Raw genomic sequence first — 15,022 nt, 5'->3', positions numbered from 1 at the left:
CGCCCCGGCGGGACGCACTGCTCCGTATAACCACTTAGAGCGGCTAACAAAACGTAGCGAGCAGCCGTCAGGTGGGTGCGGACGGCGCGGAGGAACCGGAGTGTACGGGGGTACATGCCGATTCCGAGCACTGGCCGCGCCCGCCTGGCGGCTGCGCAGTCGTTTTGATAGCTGCTCTTAGCGCGGCGCCAGGGCCGTCAGCAGCCCACGCGCCGCATTGAAGCGGTCGGCAGCCTCGGGCAACGGCAGCTTGATGCGCAGTTTGTCCGGGCCGTCCATGGTGTAGATCTTCGGCTGCTTCTGGATCATCTGGATCACGGTCATCGGGTCGATCGACGGTTTGGCCTCGAACACCAGGCGGCCGCCATTCTCGCCAAGATCCAGCTTGCGCACACCCAAGGCATTGGCCTGCAACTTGAGCTCGGCGATCGCGAACAGGTGCTTGACCGGGTCTGGCAGCAGGCCGAAGCGGTCGATCATTTCCACCTGCAACTCGCGCAAGGCATCGCTGTCGCGGGCACTGGAAATGCGCTTGTACAGGGTCAGGCGCGTGTGTACATCGGGCAGGTAGTCCTCGGGAATCAGCGAGGCCACGTGCAGTTCCACCTCGGCGCCGCGGACTTCTTCGCCGGCATCCAGGTCGGGCAGCTTGCCCTGGCGGATGCTGCGCACCGCGCGTTCCAGCAGTTCGGTGTACAGGCTGAAGCCCACCTCGGCCATCTGCCCGCTCTGGTCCTCGCCCAGCAGCTCGCCGGCACCACGAATCTCCAGATCATGCGTGGCCAGGGTGAAGCCGGCGCCCAGCTCGTCCATGGAGGCAATGGCTTCCAGGCGCTTTTCCGCATCGGAGGTCATGGAGCGGCGGTCCGGCACCACCAGATACGCATAGGCGCGGTGGTGCGAACGCCCCACGCGGCCGCGCAGCTGATGCAACTGCGCAAGACCAAAGCGGTCTGCGCGGTTGATGATGATGGTGTTGGCGTTGGGAATGTCGATGCCCGATTCGATGATCGTGGTCGACAGCAGCACGTTGAAGCGCTGCTTCTGGAAATCCAGCATCACCCGTTCCAGCTCGCGCTCGGGCATCTGCCCATGCGCGATGCCGATGCGCGCTTCCGGCACCAGCTCGGACAGGTCGCGCTGCATGCGCACGATGCTTTCCACATCGTTGTGCAGGAAATACAGCTGGCCGCCGCGGCTGAGTTCGCGCTGGAACGCCTCGCGCAGCAGGGTGTTGTCCCAGGCGGTGATGAAGGTCTGCACCGCCAGCCGGTTCGGCGGCGGGGTGGCGATGATGGACAGATCGCGCAGCCCGGCCATGGCCATGTTGAGCGTGCGCGGGATCGGCGTGGCGGTAAGCGTGAGCAAATGCACGTTGGCGCGCATCGCCTTGAGCGCTTCCTTCTGGCGCACGCCGAAGCGCTGTTCTTCGTCCACCACGACCAGGCCGAGATCCTTGAACTTCACGTCCGGCTGCAGCAGCCGGTGCGTGCCGATGATGACGTCGATATCGCCGCTGGCGACTTTTTCCAGCTCGGCCTTGATCTCCTTGGTGCTCTTGAAGCGCGACAGCACTTCCACCTTCATCGGGTAGTCGGCGAAGCGGTCGCGGAAGTTGCGGTAATGCTGTTCGGCCAGCAGCGTGGTCGGCACCAGCACGGCGACCTGCTTGCCGGCACTGGCCGCGGCGAACGCGGCGCGCACCGCGACTTCGGTCTTGCCGAAGCCCACGTCGCCGCAGACCACGCGGTCCATCGGCTGGCTGCTGCCCAGATCGCGCAGGGTGGCATCGATTGCGGCCAACTGGTCGGTGGTTTCCTCGAACGGAAAGCCCGCCGCGAACGGTTCGTACATCGCGCGGTCCACCTGCAGCGCCAGGCCTGCGCGCGCGCGGCGGCGCGCCTGAATTTCGAGCAGCTCGGCGGCGACATCGCGCACCTTTTCCGCGGCCTTGCGCTTGGCCTTGGTCCACTGCTCGCCACCCAGCGAATGCAGCGGCGCTGTGTCGGCCGAGGCACCGGAGTAGCGGCTGATCAAGTGCAGCTGCGCTACCGGCACATACAGCCGGTCGCCCTTGGCGTATTCGATTTCCAGAAACTCGCCAGGCATGCCGCCGGCGTCGAGCACGATGAGGCCGCGGTAGCGGCCCACGCCGTGGTCTTCATGCACGATCGGCGCGCCTTCAGAGAGCTCGCCCAGGTCGCGGATGATCGCTTCCGGTTCACGGCCCACGCGGCGCGTGCGGCGCGGTTGGTTGGCCCGTTCCGGGAACAACTGGCGCTCGGTCAGCACCGCAATCTGCGGCGTGTCCAATGCAAAGCCGTCTTCCAGCGGCGCCACAGTGATGCCGAAGCGCAGTTTGGTCGCGGCCAGAAACGCGGGCAGGTCCGCCACGACGTCCGGCTTCAACTGCGCGGCGGCCAGCACTTCCATCAAGGCTTCGCGGCGGCCGGCCGAATCGGCGGCCACCAGCACCCGGCCGGGGTAATGGCCCAGGAACGAGGCCAGGGCCTGCCCGGCGGGCGCATCCTTGGCGGCGACCGGTAGCGGCGGCAACGGCTGGTCGCCCAGCGGCGCGGCCTCGTCGATACGCGGATGGTCGGCCGGCCACACTTCGATGCGCGCCAGCTTGTTGAGCCGCTCGCGCAAGGCATCCGGTGACTGGTACAGCTCATCGGGCGGCAATAGCGGGCGTTCCACATCGTGGCGGCGCTGCTCATAGCGGTTTTGCGCCTGCAGCCAGAAGGCATCGGCCGCATTGGAGACGCCGGTGGCGATCAGCGGCAGCGCGCGCGTGTCCAGATAATCGAACAGCGTGGCGGTCTTGCTGAAGAACATCGGCAGGTAATACTCGACGCCCGACGGTGCGATGCCGGACTTCAGATCCTGATACAGCGCGCTGCGCCGCGTATCCACGTCGAAGCGTTCGCGCAGGCAGGCGAGCACACGCTCCACGCTGGCATCGTCCATCGGCACTTCGCGGCCGGGCAGCATCTTGACCGCGTCCACCTTGTCCAGCGAGCGCTGCGATTCCGGGTCGAAGGCGCGGATGGAATCGATATCCTCGTCCAGCAGTTCGATGCGCAACGGGGTGTCGGCGCCCATCGGAAACACGTCCAGCAGGCCGCCGCGCACTGCGAAATCGCCCGGATCCATCACCTGCGGCACGTTGCGGTAGCCGGCGCTTTCCAGGCGGCGTTTTTCCGCGTCCAGATCCAGGCGCTGGCCAACGGTGAGATCAAAGCTGCCACCGACGATGTAGCTCAGCGGCGCCAGCTGCTGCAGCAAGGTCTGCACCGGCACGATCACCACGCCACGGGTCAGACCGGGCAGGCGATGCAGGGCCGCCAGGCGCTGGCTGATGATTTCCGGGTGCGGGCTGAACTGGTCGTAGGGCAGGGTTTCCCAATCGGGAAACGGCACCACTGGCAGCGTGGACGCGTCACCCAGCAGGGCGTGCAGATCGGCTTCGATCTGATGCGCGCTCTGGTTGTCGCGGGCAATCACCAGCACCGGGCCGGCATGCGCTTCGGCAGCGCGTGCGATCGACCAGGCCAGGGCAGTCGGAGACGACGGAGCGCGCCAGTAGGCGCGGAGCTGGCCGGACTTGGGCAGCGGCGGAGAAGGGAAGGTAGGCGACGGCATCAGCCGGCGATTTTATCAGAGCGCCGCCAGGGGCCGGTCCATCTGGCGTGAAAGCGGCCGGCCTGGCCTGCCGGGCTTCGGCGTCGTGCGATGGGGAGGGCGGGCAAGGGCCCTTGCTGCGACGTTCCAGAGTTAGGCGGGCTGCGACTGGCCTATCCGCATTCTCTACTGCGCTTCCAGGTAGGCGGGATTGCTCGTCTTGGCAGTCAACAGCCTAGTTGGTCGAGGGCGCGGTGCCCTCACCGCTTGCGGGACACGCCGTAAATCCGTCCATGGAAGCTCAGTGGCGGCATCCATGCCGCCACATGGTCCCGCAAGCGGCGAGGACACCGCGCCTGACGGTGTACAGGCGGCTTTTTGGGGATGCCAGGCTAAGAGCAGCTATCAAAACGACTGCGCAGCCGCCGGGCGGGCGCGGCCGGTGCTCGGAATCGGCATGTACCCACGTACATTCCGGTTCCTCCGCGCCGTCCGCACCCACCCGACGACTGCTTGCGACTTTTTGTTAGCCGCTCTAAGTCACCTGTTATTGGCGGCTTGTGGCGGCGCCTTTGCGAAACCTTGGGCGGCGCTCAGGCCGGCGGGGGAACTCACGTGCTGTCCCGCAATACAGGGCATGCCATGCGAACACCCAACACGCACAGCCACCGCTTCAAAACAAATCCCAACTCCCGAATCCCCAATCCCCGCCCCTCAAGCATCGAGCTCCAGCACCATGCGCACCAGTTCCGGGGAATCCGGGTGGGGCTGCGGTTTGAAGCCCAGCGATTCGGCCAGCTGCAGCATCGGCAGGTTGCTTTGCAGCACATCGCCGTACAGGCAATCGAGGTACTTGCGGCGCGCCCATTTCACCAGTTTGCGCATCAGTTGGCGGCCCAGCCCCTGGCCGGCCACAAAGCTGCTGACCAGGATGGTGTATTCGGCCTGACGGGTGCCCGGCACCAGCGCGGCACGTGCGACGGCGCCCACCAGCGCTTCGCCGGGCGGCAACTGCTCGGCCGCCACCAACACGATCTCGCTCTTGGGGTTGGGGTGGGTAAGGCGTTGCACCATTTCGGGGGTGATTTCGGCCGAGGAGCGCACGAAACGGGCGCGGATCTCTTCCGGGCCCAACAGGCTGAAGGCTCCCTGCAGCGGCGGGCCGTCCTCGGGACGGATCGGGCGGAGCAGGAGCGTGCGGCCATTGGGCAGACTGAAATTTTCATGCCAGGGAGGCATGCGATTGCGGATGGCCATGACCGGGTGTTCCTTGAAGATCGGAAGATTCTGGCACCAGCCCAGCGCACAACCGTGAATGATTCCGGTGCGCCGCTGGGGGCCGTATGCGGGGGTGGCAGTGCTTCCCACGGCACTCTACCGAGCGATGCCGTGAGCCAGTCGTGACGCCGGGCATCAACGGGGCCTAGCCCTCCTGACGCAGCCACTCCAGCCGGGTCGAGGCACCGACTTCGCCAAGGTGCGCCTTGAGCGCGGGCAGCGCCGGGGCCAGCACCTGGTCGAACTGCCAGGGGGCATTGACGATCAACAGGCCGCTGCCGGTCAGGCGCAGCGGTGAATCGTCCGGATGCACCTGCAGTTCGGCCATCAGCACCGACTTGGCTGGCAGCGCGGCGGCCTTGCGCATGAACGGCTGCAGGCTGCGGCGCAGCTTGATCGGGTACCACACCATGCAGATCGCCTGCGGCCAACGCGCCAGCGCTTCGCGCACGCTGGCGATCACCTGCGGGTATTCGGCACCCTGTGATTCATAGGGTGGGTCGATCAGGACCAGTCCGCGGCCGATCTTGACCTCGCCGGCCCGCGGCGGCAGGAAGGCGCGGATCGCCGCATAGCCATCGCCGGCATGCACACGCACGCGGCTGTCGTTGGCGAACAGGGTCTTCAGCGCCTGGGCTTCGTCGGGCTGCAGTTCGCAGAACGCCATGCGGTCCTGCGCGCGCAGCGCCTGCGCCGCCAGCAGCGGCGAGCCGGGGTAGTGATTGATCTGGATACCGGCAGTGGGACGGGCCGCTTTCTGGCCGGGCACGGCCGGGCGTGCGACGGCGGCGTTGTCGGCCTGCACCGCGCGCAGATAGCGTTCCACCACCTCCGGCAGCGTGGCTTCGGCCATCAACCGCATGACGCCGGCATCGGCTTCGTTGGTCTTGCGGCTCTCTTCGCCACCGAGCTGGTAGCGGCCACGGCCTGCGTGGGTGTCCAGCACGAAGAACGGGGTGTCCTTGCGCTTGAGTGTGTCGATCAGCGCCAGCAAGGCGATGTGCTTGAGCACGTCGGCGTGGTTGCCGGCATGGAAGGCGTGGCGATAGTTCATCGCGGCAGTGTAGAGGGTGCGCGGTGGTTTGCGCTGTGCCAGGTGCGGTGGCGGTTTACGCCGGGTGGGGCGCAGCAAGGCGGCCGGGCACCGGGGGGAGCGCGTCTGCAACGCCTCGGCCTCGCAAGGTGCAGCCAGCGTGGTGTGGTCGATGATGGCCCGCGGCGGCCGTGCACGGTGGCCGGTGTGCTATTGGCCGCGCCGGCATGCGGCTATGCTGCGCGCCATGTCCGAAACCCCCGCCCGTGTCCTTGTCGTCGAGGACGAAACCGCCATTGCCGACACCGTGCTGTACGCCCTGCGCAGCGAGGGCTACGCGCCCGAGCACTGCCTGTTGGGGCGCGAGGCGCTGGAGCGGCTGCGCAACGATCCCGCCGACCTGGTGGTGCTGGACGTGGGCCTGCCGGATATCAACGGCTTCGAGGTCTGCCGCACGCTGCGCAGTTTCAGCGAGGTGCCGGTGATCTTCCTGACCGCACGCAACGACGAGATCGACCGCGTGCTGGGTCTGGAACTCGGTGCCGACGACTACATGGCCAAGCCGTTTTCGCCGCGCGAGCTGGTGGCGCGGGTGCGCGCACGGCTGCGCCGGCGCAGCGTGGCCGTGGCTCAGGCCGAACCGGGCTGGCAGCCGCACGGCGCGTTCGCGATTGATCGCGACGGCAGCCGCATCCGCTACGGCGAGACGCTGTTGCCGCTGACGCGCTACGAATACGCGCTGCTGGCCGCGCTGCTGCAGCGGCCCGGCGCCATCCTCAGCCGCACCCAGCTGATGGACCGCGGCTGGGATGCCAGCGCCGACAGCGCCGACCGCACCGTGGATACCCACATCAAGACGTTGCGCGCCAAGCTGCGCCAGGCCGGCGTGCCGGCCGACCCGATCCGCACCCACCGTGGCCTTGGCTACGCGCTGGAGGTCTGAGGATGGATGCCGTGTTTCAGCAGCCGGCGGTTGGGGTGGTCGAACGTGCTGGTTTGCGTGGTCGGCGTGGGCTGACAGAAGTGAACGGCCTGGCGGGTGGGCGCGAGGTGTTCGCGCTGGCTTGCGTCGGCCATCATCAGGCGCGTGCGGAGGAGATCGACGTTGCGTGCCTCCGCAGTGCCGCAATCGCGCAATCCCTATGCACGCCCACCTTGCGTTCGTCGCTCCTGGCACAGACGCAACTGGCGCAGGCCGCATCCATGCCAAATGCGTCGGCTGTTGACGGCTACTTGACCACGCGGTGTTCGACCAACGACCACACACCTGCGTGCACGGCCAACGGGATTCGGTGCTGACATGCGGCTCGGCCTCAAGCTGTTTCTCGGTTTTTTTCTGATCGTCGGGCTGGCCGCGTTCTTCGTGATGCGGGTGTTCGTCAACGAGGTCAAGCCGGGCGTGCGCCAGGCGATGGAATCCACGCTGGTGGATGCGGCCAACGTGCTGGCCGAGATGGCCAGCCCCGAGCTTGCAGCCGGGCAGATCGCCAACGGCCGCTTTGCGCGCCACCTGGCACAGGCCCAGCAGCGCGACCCCAAGGCCTGGGTGTGGCGCTTCCGCAAGAACAACGTGGATTACCGCGTCACCGTGACCGATGCGCGTGGTGTGGTGGTGTTCGATTCGCTGGGCCGCGACGTCGGCCGCGACAACTCGCGCTGGAACGATGTCTACCGCACCCTGCGCGGCGAATACGGCGCGCGCTCCAGTCCAGAGTTGGATGGCACTCCCGGCGCCACGGTGATGCATGTGGCCGCACCGATCTATGCGCCGGACGCACCGGGCACACTGATCGGCGTGCTCACACTGGCGCAGCCCAATCGCAGCATCGACCCCTTCATCGAAGCCAGCCAGCGCAACATCCTGCAACGGGGCGCCTGGTTGATCGGCATTTCCGCATTGATCGGCATCGGCATGACCTGGTGGCTGATGCGCGGCATCGGCCGGTTGAATCGCTACGCGCAGGCGGTGAGTGCGGGCATCCCGGTGCCGCCGCCCAAGCCGCGCGGCGATGAAATCGGCGACCTGGGCCAGGCGCTGGAAACCATGCGCCGCAAGCTGGAGGGCAAGGCCTACGTCGAGCACTACGTGCAATCGCTGACGCACGAGATGAAAAGCCCGCTGGCGGCCATTCGTGGCGCCTCGGAGCTGTTGACCGAGCCATTGCCGGAGTCCGACCGCCAGCATTTCGTGGCCAGCATCCGCGCCCAGGAGCAGCGCCTGACCGAAACCATCGACAAGCTGCTCGCCCTGGCCGAGGTCGAACAACACGGCTGGCTGCAGACCCGTGCGCGCGTGGCCGTGCCTGGCGTGTTGCACGCTGCGGTGGACGCGGTATTGCTGCGCGCCGCTGGCGCCGGCGTGCTGGTGGAGCTCGATGCGGCAAGCATGGCCGCCAGCGATCAGGCCGTGCTCGGCGATGCCTTCCTGCTGCGGCAGGCCGTGATCAACCTGCTGGAAAACGCCATCGCCTTCTCGCCGGACGGCGGCACCGTGCAGCTGCGCACGCAGCTGGAGGACGGCCAGGTGCAGCTGTTGGTCGAAGACCGCGGCAGTGGCGTGCCCGATTATGCGATCGAACGCGTGTTCGAGCGGTTCTATTCGCTGGCGCGCCCGCAGACCGGGCAACGCAGTTCCGGCCTGGGCTTGCCATTCGTGCGTGAGGTGGCCCGCCTGCACGGCGGTGACGTGCGCCTGCGCAATCGCGACGGTGGCGGTGCGATCGCCACCTTGCGATTGCCCATCGCGTAAATCCCGTTGCAGGCCATGTGCGACCTGCTGGCGAACTGCGGCGGCTGGCGGCCGCGTGGATGCGGCAGGTGCCGGAGCACATGCCGCATCCGTGTCAGCGACGCCTTATCGCGCGCAATCGCCGTGGTCAGTGCACTACGTCAGCTCCGATCACGTCCTTTGCCACGACCGACCAGGACAGCTTGCCAAAGCCCTTGTTGCCCCACTCGGTTCCCCAGCTGTTTTCAACGATCAAGCCTTCGCTGTCGTACCCCAGTGCGATCACCGCGTGGCCGCCCAGAATCGGCGTCTTGATGTCGTAGTCGACCTGATTCGATGGGGTGAGGTCTTCGAAGCCTTGCCGGACATAGAAGCCGATGGCCACCGGCGTGGACGCGGCCAGCGCAAGCTTGATCTGTTCGACCAATGCCCGCCCGCCATTTCCGTCGCCGGCATACAGCACGGTGTACTTGCGGTACGGCGTGGGGTGCTTGGCGGCGTTGGCGCGGTCGGCAGCGGTAGGCGGGTTCTTCCAGTTGTAATCGCCCCATGAATAATGCTGCGCGGTGTCGATGCCCTGGGCCAAAGCCACGTCCAGTGGGGCTTCCAGGGTGGAGCCGCCATCGACGCCACCGTTGACCTGGCTATAGAGATACATCGGCGCAAAGCGGGTCTGCGCCTGTTTGGCGGCATTGGCATACCAGCCGGTGAGGGTGTGGGCGGTTGCCCACGAGGCACAGGACCCCACCTGACCCTGGTCGCCTGGCGTGATCGCCCAGGCGGTCAGGTCCACTGTGGCGGGGAGCGGCTTGGCGGTACTTGCGGTGCCGAACAGCGGGGTCACCGGCTGCATCAACGCCGACGGTTTCAAACCCATTCCATGCATTGCCGCCTGTGCAGCAGCGGAGGACAGGCTCAGAGAAGCGAGCAGGCAGAGCGTCAGCGAACGTTGCGTGTTCATGAAGGCAGACTCCAGGCAAGAGGGATGCAGTCGGGCGCACGGCTGAAACCACGGCCAGCCAAGCGGCCAGGCGTGTAGAACGGCGCCACGACGGCGCGCGGAAGATGGAAGAAAGACGGCGAAGAACGACGGAACCGGAAAGCCGTGTTCAAAACATGACGGAAAACGAAACGATGGTCCTGTCGTACGCAACTGCCTGCGCATCGTTGCGCCTGGCGCCGAAGTGCGTGGCAGTGATGCGAAGTGCCGTCGATGAAACAGAAGCCCTTGATGGGCCTGCGTTGCACTTTTCCCGAGTGAAACCTGTATTTCCACAGCACGTCACAGTGGCACTCGTTGGCCGTGCGGGCCACCCACTTCACATTCGCTTCAAATTCGCCTCAAACCCTGGACACCGAGCGCGCTCACCCTGACCACCTCCCAGACTGAGGATGGTCGATGAAATCCCTGAAACTGCTGTTGCGCTTCGCCACCGTTGGTGGGTTGATCCTGCTGTTGCTGATCCCGTTGTTGTTGATCCGCGGCGCGGTGCAGGACCGCGCGCGCTACCGCGACGAGGCGGTGGAGCGGGTGTCCAAAAGCAAGGCCGGCGAGCAGCAATTCATCGCGCCGGTGCGTGTGCTGCCCTACACCGAGCAGGTGCAGGTGAACGAGCCGGACGAGCAGGGCAACCAGCGCAAGGTGTGGCGCGCGCAGGAGGGGGCGCTGCTGCAGACGCCGCGCACGCTCAAGATCAGCGGCGAGATGGTGCCTTCGGTGCGCGAGGTGGGGATCTACCGCGTGCAGGTGTATTCGTGGAAGGCAACGCTGCACGCCGAATACGACCCGTTCGAGTACGCCGCCGCGCCCACCCGCGTGTATGGCCAACCGTATCTGACGGTGGGCATTTCCGATGTACGTGGATTGGTGGGCACGCCCAGCCTGCGCGTGGATGGCCGGGCGCTGACGCTGGAAGGCGGTGCAGGCACGCTGGCCGGGCGGACCTCGGGCATCCATGCCGCGCTCAAGCCGGTGAGCGATGCAACTGCCGGGACGCTGCAGGACGGCAATGTGGTGGACATGCAGTTCGTGCTGGATGGCACGCGCCGGCTGGCGATCGCGCCGATCGGCGACACCAACGACATCGCGCTGCGCTCGGGCTGGCAGCACCCGTCCTTCGGCGGGCAGTTCCTGCCGAATGCGCCGAGCATCGGGCCGAAGGGCTTCGACGCCACCTGGTCGCTGTCAGCGCTGGCCACCGGCGCGCAGACGCAGTTGCAGTCGGATGCGAGCGCGCTGGACATGCTGGAAGTGCGGCTGGTCGACCCGGTGGACGTGTATACCCAGGCCGATCGCGCCAGCAAGTACGGCATCCTGTTCGTGGTGCTGACCTTCGTGGCGTTTGTGTTGTTCGAGCTGATCAAGCGGCTGCCGATCCACCCGGTGCAATACCTGCTGGTGGGCCTGGCGCTGGCGATTTTTTTCCTGCTGCTGCTCAGCCTGTCCGAGCGCATCGCCTTCTGGCAGGCGTACCTGGTCTCGGCGGTGGCGTGTATCGGGCTGCAGTGCGTGTACCTGTCTGGTGTGTTGCGCAGCTGGGCGCGGGCCGGCGGATTTTCGGTGATGCTCACCGCGCTGTACGGGGTGCTTTACAGCTTGCTGATCTCCGAAGACAACGCGTTGCTGATGGGATCGTTGCTGCTGTTCGGCATCCTGGCCTGCATCATGTGGGTAACCCGCAAGCTCGATTGGTACGAACTTGGCAACAGCCTGCGCTGAGGTCGGCATGCTGATGCGCTCTCAGTTACACCGGCGGGCGCAGCGGTTGCTGCCCGCCGGGATCGAAACGGTGGCGCTGCTATCCGCAGCGTCACCCCACCAGTGGGAATGCTCACCGCTGTCCGCCTTGCCGCTGCCTGCAGCGGGGCGGCGTGGATGGATCGGCATGGCGCTGCACGCACGCACGGCCGAGGATGTGCGCCGCGATGGCGCCAACGCACTACAGCAGCTGCAGTGCGCTGCGCCACGGCCGCCACTGCGCCAGTACCTGCCATGGCAGCGGCTGAGCAACGGCAGCTACTGGGCCCGCAGTAGCGATGCATTACTCGGCGTGCTGCTGGCGGTGGAAGATGCGGCCGTTTGGTTGCTGTGGCAGCAGTCCGCCGCTGCGGCCTGCACGCGGAGCTGGCTGCGATGAGCGGCGCGGTTTGCAGGCGAGTTGTCTGTTACGCACGGCTGCAGCAGGCAGCGCACCGTGTCGCCCGACTGCAGTGCAGCGGAACATGCGTCACAGGACGCCTGCGGTGATCTGGGCGGCCGTAGTGATCTTTGTGGTTGCGGTGCTGACGCTGGCGTTGGTGGCCAGCTCCAGCTGGCGGGTGTTCGGTGGGTGCGTCGCCTGCGTCTGCGTGCTCTTGCCGGTGTTGTTGTTCGGCACCTTGATGCTGCAGCCCGGCGCCGGGCAGGATGCGTTCGCGTCGGCAGTGGCGGTGGAAGCGACGATTTGCCTGCAGTTGGCGGCGGACGCCGCGTGCCTCCTGGCAGCGCCCCTGGGGCTGTTGGGCCGGCGCATGCTGGCGTGGCAGGCCGCGCGTGGAGCCGGCACGGCCGGCTGAGCGCACGCGCCGCAGCCATGGCTAGAATGCACCCATGCCTACTCCCACCATCACGGCACTGCGCGGCAGCGCCATCACGCCGTTTCTGGACGACCTGGCGCGGCTGCGCAGTGTGGTCTTCCGCGCCTGGCCGTATCTCTACGACGGCGGCCCCGCCTACGAGCGCGACTACCTCGCCGCCTATGCGGCCTCGCCAGACAGCGTGTTCGTGCTGGCGCGCGATGGCGATGTGGTGATCGGCGCCTCCACCGGCCTGCCTTTGCTGGACGATAGCGCCGCCTTCCACGCGCCGTTCCGCGCGGCGGGCATCGACCCGGCCAGCGTGTTTTATTTCGGCGAATCGGTGTTGCTGCCGGACTATCGCGGGCAGGGCATCGGGCACGCCTTTTTCGACCAGCGCGAAGCACACGCGCGTGCGCTTGGGCGGTTTGCCCTGACCGCGTTCTGCTCGGTCCAGCGCGACCCGCACGACACGCGCCGCCCAGCCGATTACCGGCCCAACGATGCGTTCTGGCGCAAGCGCGGCTATGCGTCGCAGCCCGGCATGCAGGTGCGGCTGGAGTGGGCGGAGTTGCAACACGGGGAGATCGACCACAGTTTGGAGGTGTGGACGCGCGCGCTGCAGGCGTAAGGCTGCTGCGCCACCTCCGCATCACCCACCACGTACGCATGGCAGGAAGCTCACCCGATGAAGATTGCCGTTGCCAAATACCCGATCGACAAACCGGCCGATTTCGCTGCCTTCGCCGCACGCCAGACGGCGTTGGTGGGCGAGGCCGCGGCGGCCGGTGCACGCGTGCTGGTGCTGCCGGAATATCTGTCGTTGGAGCTGGGCGCCACCTTCGGCACACAGATTTCGGCTGGTTTGCCGGAGTCGCTGGCAGCGATCCAGGGGCTGCGCCCGCGGTGGATGGCGCTGTTCGCCGGGCTGGCCCGGCAGCATGCGGTGCATCTGATCGCCGGCAGTTTCCTGCTGGAGATTGGCACCGGCCGTTACCGCAACCGCAGCGATTGGTTCACCCCCGACGGCACGCATGGCTGGCAGGACAAGTTGCAGCTCACCGGGTTCGAAAAGGCCACCGGCGTGATCGACCCGGGCGATGCGCTGAAGGTGTTCGAGCTGGATGGCGTGCGTGCGGCGATCGCCATCTGCTACGACAGCGAATTCCCGTTGCCGGTGCGCGCGCAGTACGAGGCCGGTGCGCGCTTGCTGATCGTGCCCAGCTGCACCGACACCGCCGCCGGTGCGATGCGCGTGCGCGTGGGGTGCCTGGCGCGTGCGCTGGAAAACCGCGTGTTCGTTGCGCAGTCGGTCACCGCCGGTGAGGCGCCGTGGAGCCCGGCGTTGGACGTCAATACCGGCGAGGCTGCGGTGTTCGCGCCGATGGATGTTGGCTTTCCGGCCGATGGCGTGCTGGCGCAGACCCAGGGCGCGCAGGTGTGGGCGTATGCGGAGCTGGATTTTGACGCGTTCGCGGCCAGCCGTGCGCAGGCGCAGGTGGCCAATGACCGCGATTGGCCCAGTCAATTGGCTGCTCACGTGACGCGTGCGAAGCTGGTTGGGTTCGATTGATCCAAGACGACCGATAGCCTCCGGGCGCTGCCGGCCGGTGGATGCGTAGCGCTTCCCATGCGCGCCGCGCCAACGGTCACGCGCCCGTGGGAGTCAGCCGCCTGGCAACTCCCGCCCGCCACCGACCAGGTCACCCATGTCCAAGAAAACCTTGATCCCGCATAGCGTCCGCCTGGAATTTGCGCCTGGCGCGCTGGTGCACAGCAATCTTTCCGGCGCTGCCTTCACCGACGATTGGCTGTGGGTGGCCGGCGATGAAGCCTGTGCGGTGGACCGCCTGCGCACGCTCGCCCCGCTGCAGCGCGAGACGCTGCGCTTTGGCGAAGGCCAGAGCTTTCCGTTGGCGGAGTTGCTAGATCTGCCCGGCGAAGCAGCCGAGGAAGCCGACCTGGAAGGCCTGGCGCTCTCCGATGGCTTCTTGTGGGTGATCGGCTCGCATGGGCTCAAGCGCAAGAACGCGAAGCCTGGTCGCGACGATGCCGAAAACGCCAAGCGGCTGACCAAGCTAAAGCTCGATGCCAACCGCCGCCTGCTGGCCTGCCTGCCGATCGAGCGCGCTGCCGATGGCACCCCCACGCTGGTGCGCGAAGCTGCCGACGGCCGCCGCGCGCTGCGGCTCAAGGGCGACGCCAAGCACAACCAGCTCACCGCGCTGCTGGAAGACGACCCGCATTTCGGCCCGTTCTTGAAGATTCCCGGCAAGGACAACGGCTTCGACATCGAAGGCATCGTGGTGGATGGCCAGCGCCTGCTGCTGGGCCTGCGTGGCCCGGTGTTGCGTGGGTGGTCGGCGCTGCTGGAGATCCAGGTGGAAGCGCATGGCGATCATCTGCGCCTTGTCCCGCTGGATGAAGAGGGCACGCTGCTGCGCAAGCACTTCCTGCAACTGGGCGGGCTGGGCGTGCGTGACCTGCACTATTCCGGTGACGACCTGTATCTGCTGGCCGGGCCCACCATGGTGCTCAATGGCGAGATCCGCTTGTTCAAGTGGCCGGATGCGCGCAGCGTGCTGGCCGCCAACCAGGCGCCGGTGCGCTTCCAGCGCGAGCTGCTCAAGTCGGTGGTGCTGCCGCACGGCGAAGACAGCGACCGCGCCGAAGCCATCTGCAACCTGCCGCGCCAGTTGGCCGGCAACACGCCAAGCTGGCTGGTGCTCTACGACGCCCCCGGCGCCAAGCGCAGCGGCGGCGATTGCGTGGTCTACGGCGACCTGTTGCGCAACACCTGAGCG

Annotated in this window: 13 protein-coding genes and 2 other RNA genes; 10 read left to right on the top strand and 5 right to left on the bottom strand. The window is 66.9% G+C overall.

Annotation, left to right across the window (positions count from 1 at the left end; translation table 11 throughout):
- Positions 1 to 41 precede the first annotated feature (41 nt).
- Together QRM60_RS18780 and mfd are read right to left on the bottom strand one after the other, a co-directional pair.
- Positions 42 to 116, bottom strand: a non-coding RNA gene (locus QRM60_RS18780) — sX9 sRNA.
- Positions 117 to 177: 61 nt separating this feature from the next.
- Entirely contained in the window at positions 178 to 3,645 is a 3,468-nt protein-coding gene (mfd, locus tag QRM60_RS18775; protein WP_040940965.1) for a transcription-repair coupling factor, read from the bottom strand.
- Positions 3,646 to 4,081: 436 nt separating this feature from the next.
- Here mfd and QRM60_RS18770 point away from each other — a divergent pair.
- Positions 4,082 to 4,156: non-coding RNA, sX9 sRNA (locus tag QRM60_RS18770), on the top strand.
- 182 nt (positions 4,157 to 4,338) lie between these two features.
- Here QRM60_RS18770 and QRM60_RS18765 read toward each other — a convergent pair.
- Both QRM60_RS18765 and rlmJ read right to left on the bottom strand, forming a co-directional pair.
- Positions 4,339 to 4,881, bottom strand: coding sequence for a GNAT family N-acetyltransferase (locus QRM60_RS18765; protein WP_011037827.1), 543 nt, complete (start codon positions 4,879 to 4,881; stop codon positions 4,339 to 4,341).
- Positions 4,882 to 5,047: 166 nt separating this feature from the next.
- The gene (gene rlmJ, locus QRM60_RS18760; RefSeq protein ID WP_285446828.1) at positions 5,048 to 5,956 is read right to left on the bottom strand and encodes a 23S rRNA (adenine(2030)-N(6))-methyltransferase RlmJ; all 909 of its coding nucleotides are present in this window, start codon (positions 5,954 to 5,956) and stop codon (positions 5,048 to 5,050) included.
- 214 nt (positions 5,957 to 6,170) lie between these two features.
- Between rlmJ and creB the strand changes: the two genes are divergently transcribed.
- From creB to creC, 3 genes are read left to right on the top strand one after another with little or no spacing between them, the layout of a single operon-like run.
- The gene (gene creB, locus QRM60_RS18755; protein ID WP_193589182.1) at positions 6,171 to 6,878 is read left to right on the top strand and encodes a two-component system response regulator CreB; all 708 of its coding nucleotides are present in this window, start codon (positions 6,171 to 6,173) and stop codon (positions 6,876 to 6,878) included.
- 2 nt (positions 6,879 to 6,880) lie between these two features.
- Positions 6,881 to 7,234 carry a hypothetical protein gene (locus tag QRM60_RS18750; RefSeq protein ID WP_285446827.1) on the top strand — a complete coding sequence of 118 codons (354 nt, stop codon included), beginning with the start codon at positions 6,881 to 6,883 and terminating at the stop codon, positions 7,232 to 7,234.
- Position 7,235: 1 nt separating this feature from the next.
- The gene (gene creC / locus QRM60_RS18745; RefSeq protein ID WP_285446826.1) at positions 7,236 to 8,684 is read left to right on the top strand and encodes a two-component system sensor histidine kinase CreC; all 1,449 of its coding nucleotides are present in this window, start codon (positions 7,236 to 7,238) and stop codon (positions 8,682 to 8,684) included.
- A 127-nt stretch (positions 8,685 to 8,811) separates the two neighbouring features.
- Here creC and QRM60_RS18740 read toward each other — a convergent pair whose 3' ends face one another.
- A complete protein-coding gene (locus tag QRM60_RS18740) occupies positions 8,812 to 9,624 on the bottom strand; it encodes a C1 family peptidase (protein ID WP_285446825.1) in 813 nt (270 codons plus the stop codon).
- A gap of 438 nt (positions 9,625 to 10,062) precedes the next feature.
- Between QRM60_RS18740 and creD the strand changes: the two genes are divergently transcribed.
- The 6 genes from creD (at position 10,063) to QRM60_RS18710 (ending at position 15,019) form a co-directional block, all read left to right on the top strand.
- Positions 10,063 to 11,382 (top strand): cell envelope integrity protein CreD, encoded by a 1,320-nt coding sequence (creD, locus tag QRM60_RS18735; RefSeq protein WP_011037822.1) that lies wholly within the window; start codon positions 10,063 to 10,065, stop codon positions 11,380 to 11,382.
- Positions 11,383 to 11,389: 7 nt separating this feature from the next.
- Complete coding sequence (locus QRM60_RS18730) at positions 11,390 to 11,800, top strand: hypothetical protein (RefSeq protein WP_285446824.1); 411 nt, start codon at positions 11,390 to 11,392, stop codon at positions 11,798 to 11,800.
- Positions 11,801 to 11,885: 85 nt separating this feature from the next.
- Positions 11,886 to 12,218 (top strand): hypothetical protein, encoded by a 333-nt coding sequence (locus tag QRM60_RS18725; RefSeq protein ID WP_285446823.1) that lies wholly within the window; start codon positions 11,886 to 11,888, stop codon positions 12,216 to 12,218.
- Between the two features lie 34 nt (positions 12,219 to 12,252).
- Positions 12,253 to 12,849, top strand: a complete 597-nt coding sequence (locus QRM60_RS18720; RefSeq protein WP_285446822.1) for a GNAT family N-acetyltransferase — start codon at positions 12,253 to 12,255, stop codon at positions 12,847 to 12,849.
- Positions 12,850 to 12,906: 57 nt separating this feature from the next.
- The gene (locus QRM60_RS18715; protein WP_285446821.1) at positions 12,907 to 13,791 is read left to right on the top strand and encodes a carbon-nitrogen hydrolase family protein; all 885 of its coding nucleotides are present in this window, start codon (positions 12,907 to 12,909) and stop codon (positions 13,789 to 13,791) included.
- A 136-nt stretch (positions 13,792 to 13,927) separates the two neighbouring features.
- Complete coding sequence (locus QRM60_RS18710) at positions 13,928 to 15,019, top strand: DUF3616 domain-containing protein (protein WP_014508369.1); 1,092 nt, start codon at positions 13,928 to 13,930, stop codon at positions 15,017 to 15,019.
- The last annotated feature ends 3 nt before the right edge of the window (positions 15,020 to 15,022 follow it).

The sequence above is a fragment of the Xanthomonas sp. fls2-241-TYG-148 genome, assembly GCF_030208815.1.
GTDB classification, from domain to species: domain Bacteria; phylum Pseudomonadota; class Gammaproteobacteria; order Xanthomonadales; family Xanthomonadaceae; genus Xanthomonas; species Xanthomonas campestris.
Note: the sequence above shows the minus strand (reverse complement) of the source record. Positions and strands in the feature narration are given on the sequence as shown.

What these genes read in the sequence shown, in the direction of transcription:
- mfd (WP_040940965.1), bottom strand. Translation starts at nt 3,645, where the DNA reads ATGCCGTCGCCTACCTTCCCTTCTCCGCCGCTGCCCAAGTCCGGCCAG.
- QRM60_RS18765 (WP_011037827.1), bottom strand. Translation starts at nt 4,881, where the DNA reads ATGGCCATCCGCAATCGCATGCCTCCCTGGCATGAAAATTTCAGTCTG.
- rlmJ (WP_285446828.1), bottom strand. Translation starts at nt 5,956, where the DNA reads ATGAACTATCGCCACGCCTTCCATGCCGGCAACCACGCCGACGTGCTC.
- creB (WP_193589182.1), top strand. Translation starts at nt 6,171, where the DNA reads ATGCTGCGCGCCATGTCCGAAACCCCCGCCCGTGTCCTTGTCGTCGAG.
- QRM60_RS18750 (WP_285446827.1), top strand. Translation starts at nt 6,881, where the DNA reads ATGGATGCCGTGTTTCAGCAGCCGGCGGTTGGGGTGGTCGAACGTGCT.
- creC (WP_285446826.1), top strand. Translation starts at nt 7,236, where the DNA reads ATGCGGCTCGGCCTCAAGCTGTTTCTCGGTTTTTTTCTGATCGTCGGG.
- QRM60_RS18740 (WP_285446825.1), bottom strand. Translation starts at nt 9,624, where the DNA reads ATGAACACGCAACGTTCGCTGACGCTCTGCCTGCTCGCTTCTCTGAGC.
- creD (WP_011037822.1), top strand. Translation starts at nt 10,063, where the DNA reads ATGAAATCCCTGAAACTGCTGTTGCGCTTCGCCACCGTTGGTGGGTTG.
- QRM60_RS18730 (WP_285446824.1), top strand. Translation starts at nt 11,390, where the DNA reads ATGCTGATGCGCTCTCAGTTACACCGGCGGGCGCAGCGGTTGCTGCCC.
- QRM60_RS18725 (WP_285446823.1), top strand. Translation starts at nt 11,886, where the DNA reads ATGCGTCACAGGACGCCTGCGGTGATCTGGGCGGCCGTAGTGATCTTT.
- QRM60_RS18720 (WP_285446822.1), top strand. Translation starts at nt 12,253, where the DNA reads ATGCCTACTCCCACCATCACGGCACTGCGCGGCAGCGCCATCACGCCG.
- QRM60_RS18715 (WP_285446821.1), top strand. Translation starts at nt 12,907, where the DNA reads ATGAAGATTGCCGTTGCCAAATACCCGATCGACAAACCGGCCGATTTC.
- QRM60_RS18710 (WP_014508369.1), top strand. Translation starts at nt 13,928, where the DNA reads ATGTCCAAGAAAACCTTGATCCCGCATAGCGTCCGCCTGGAATTTGCG.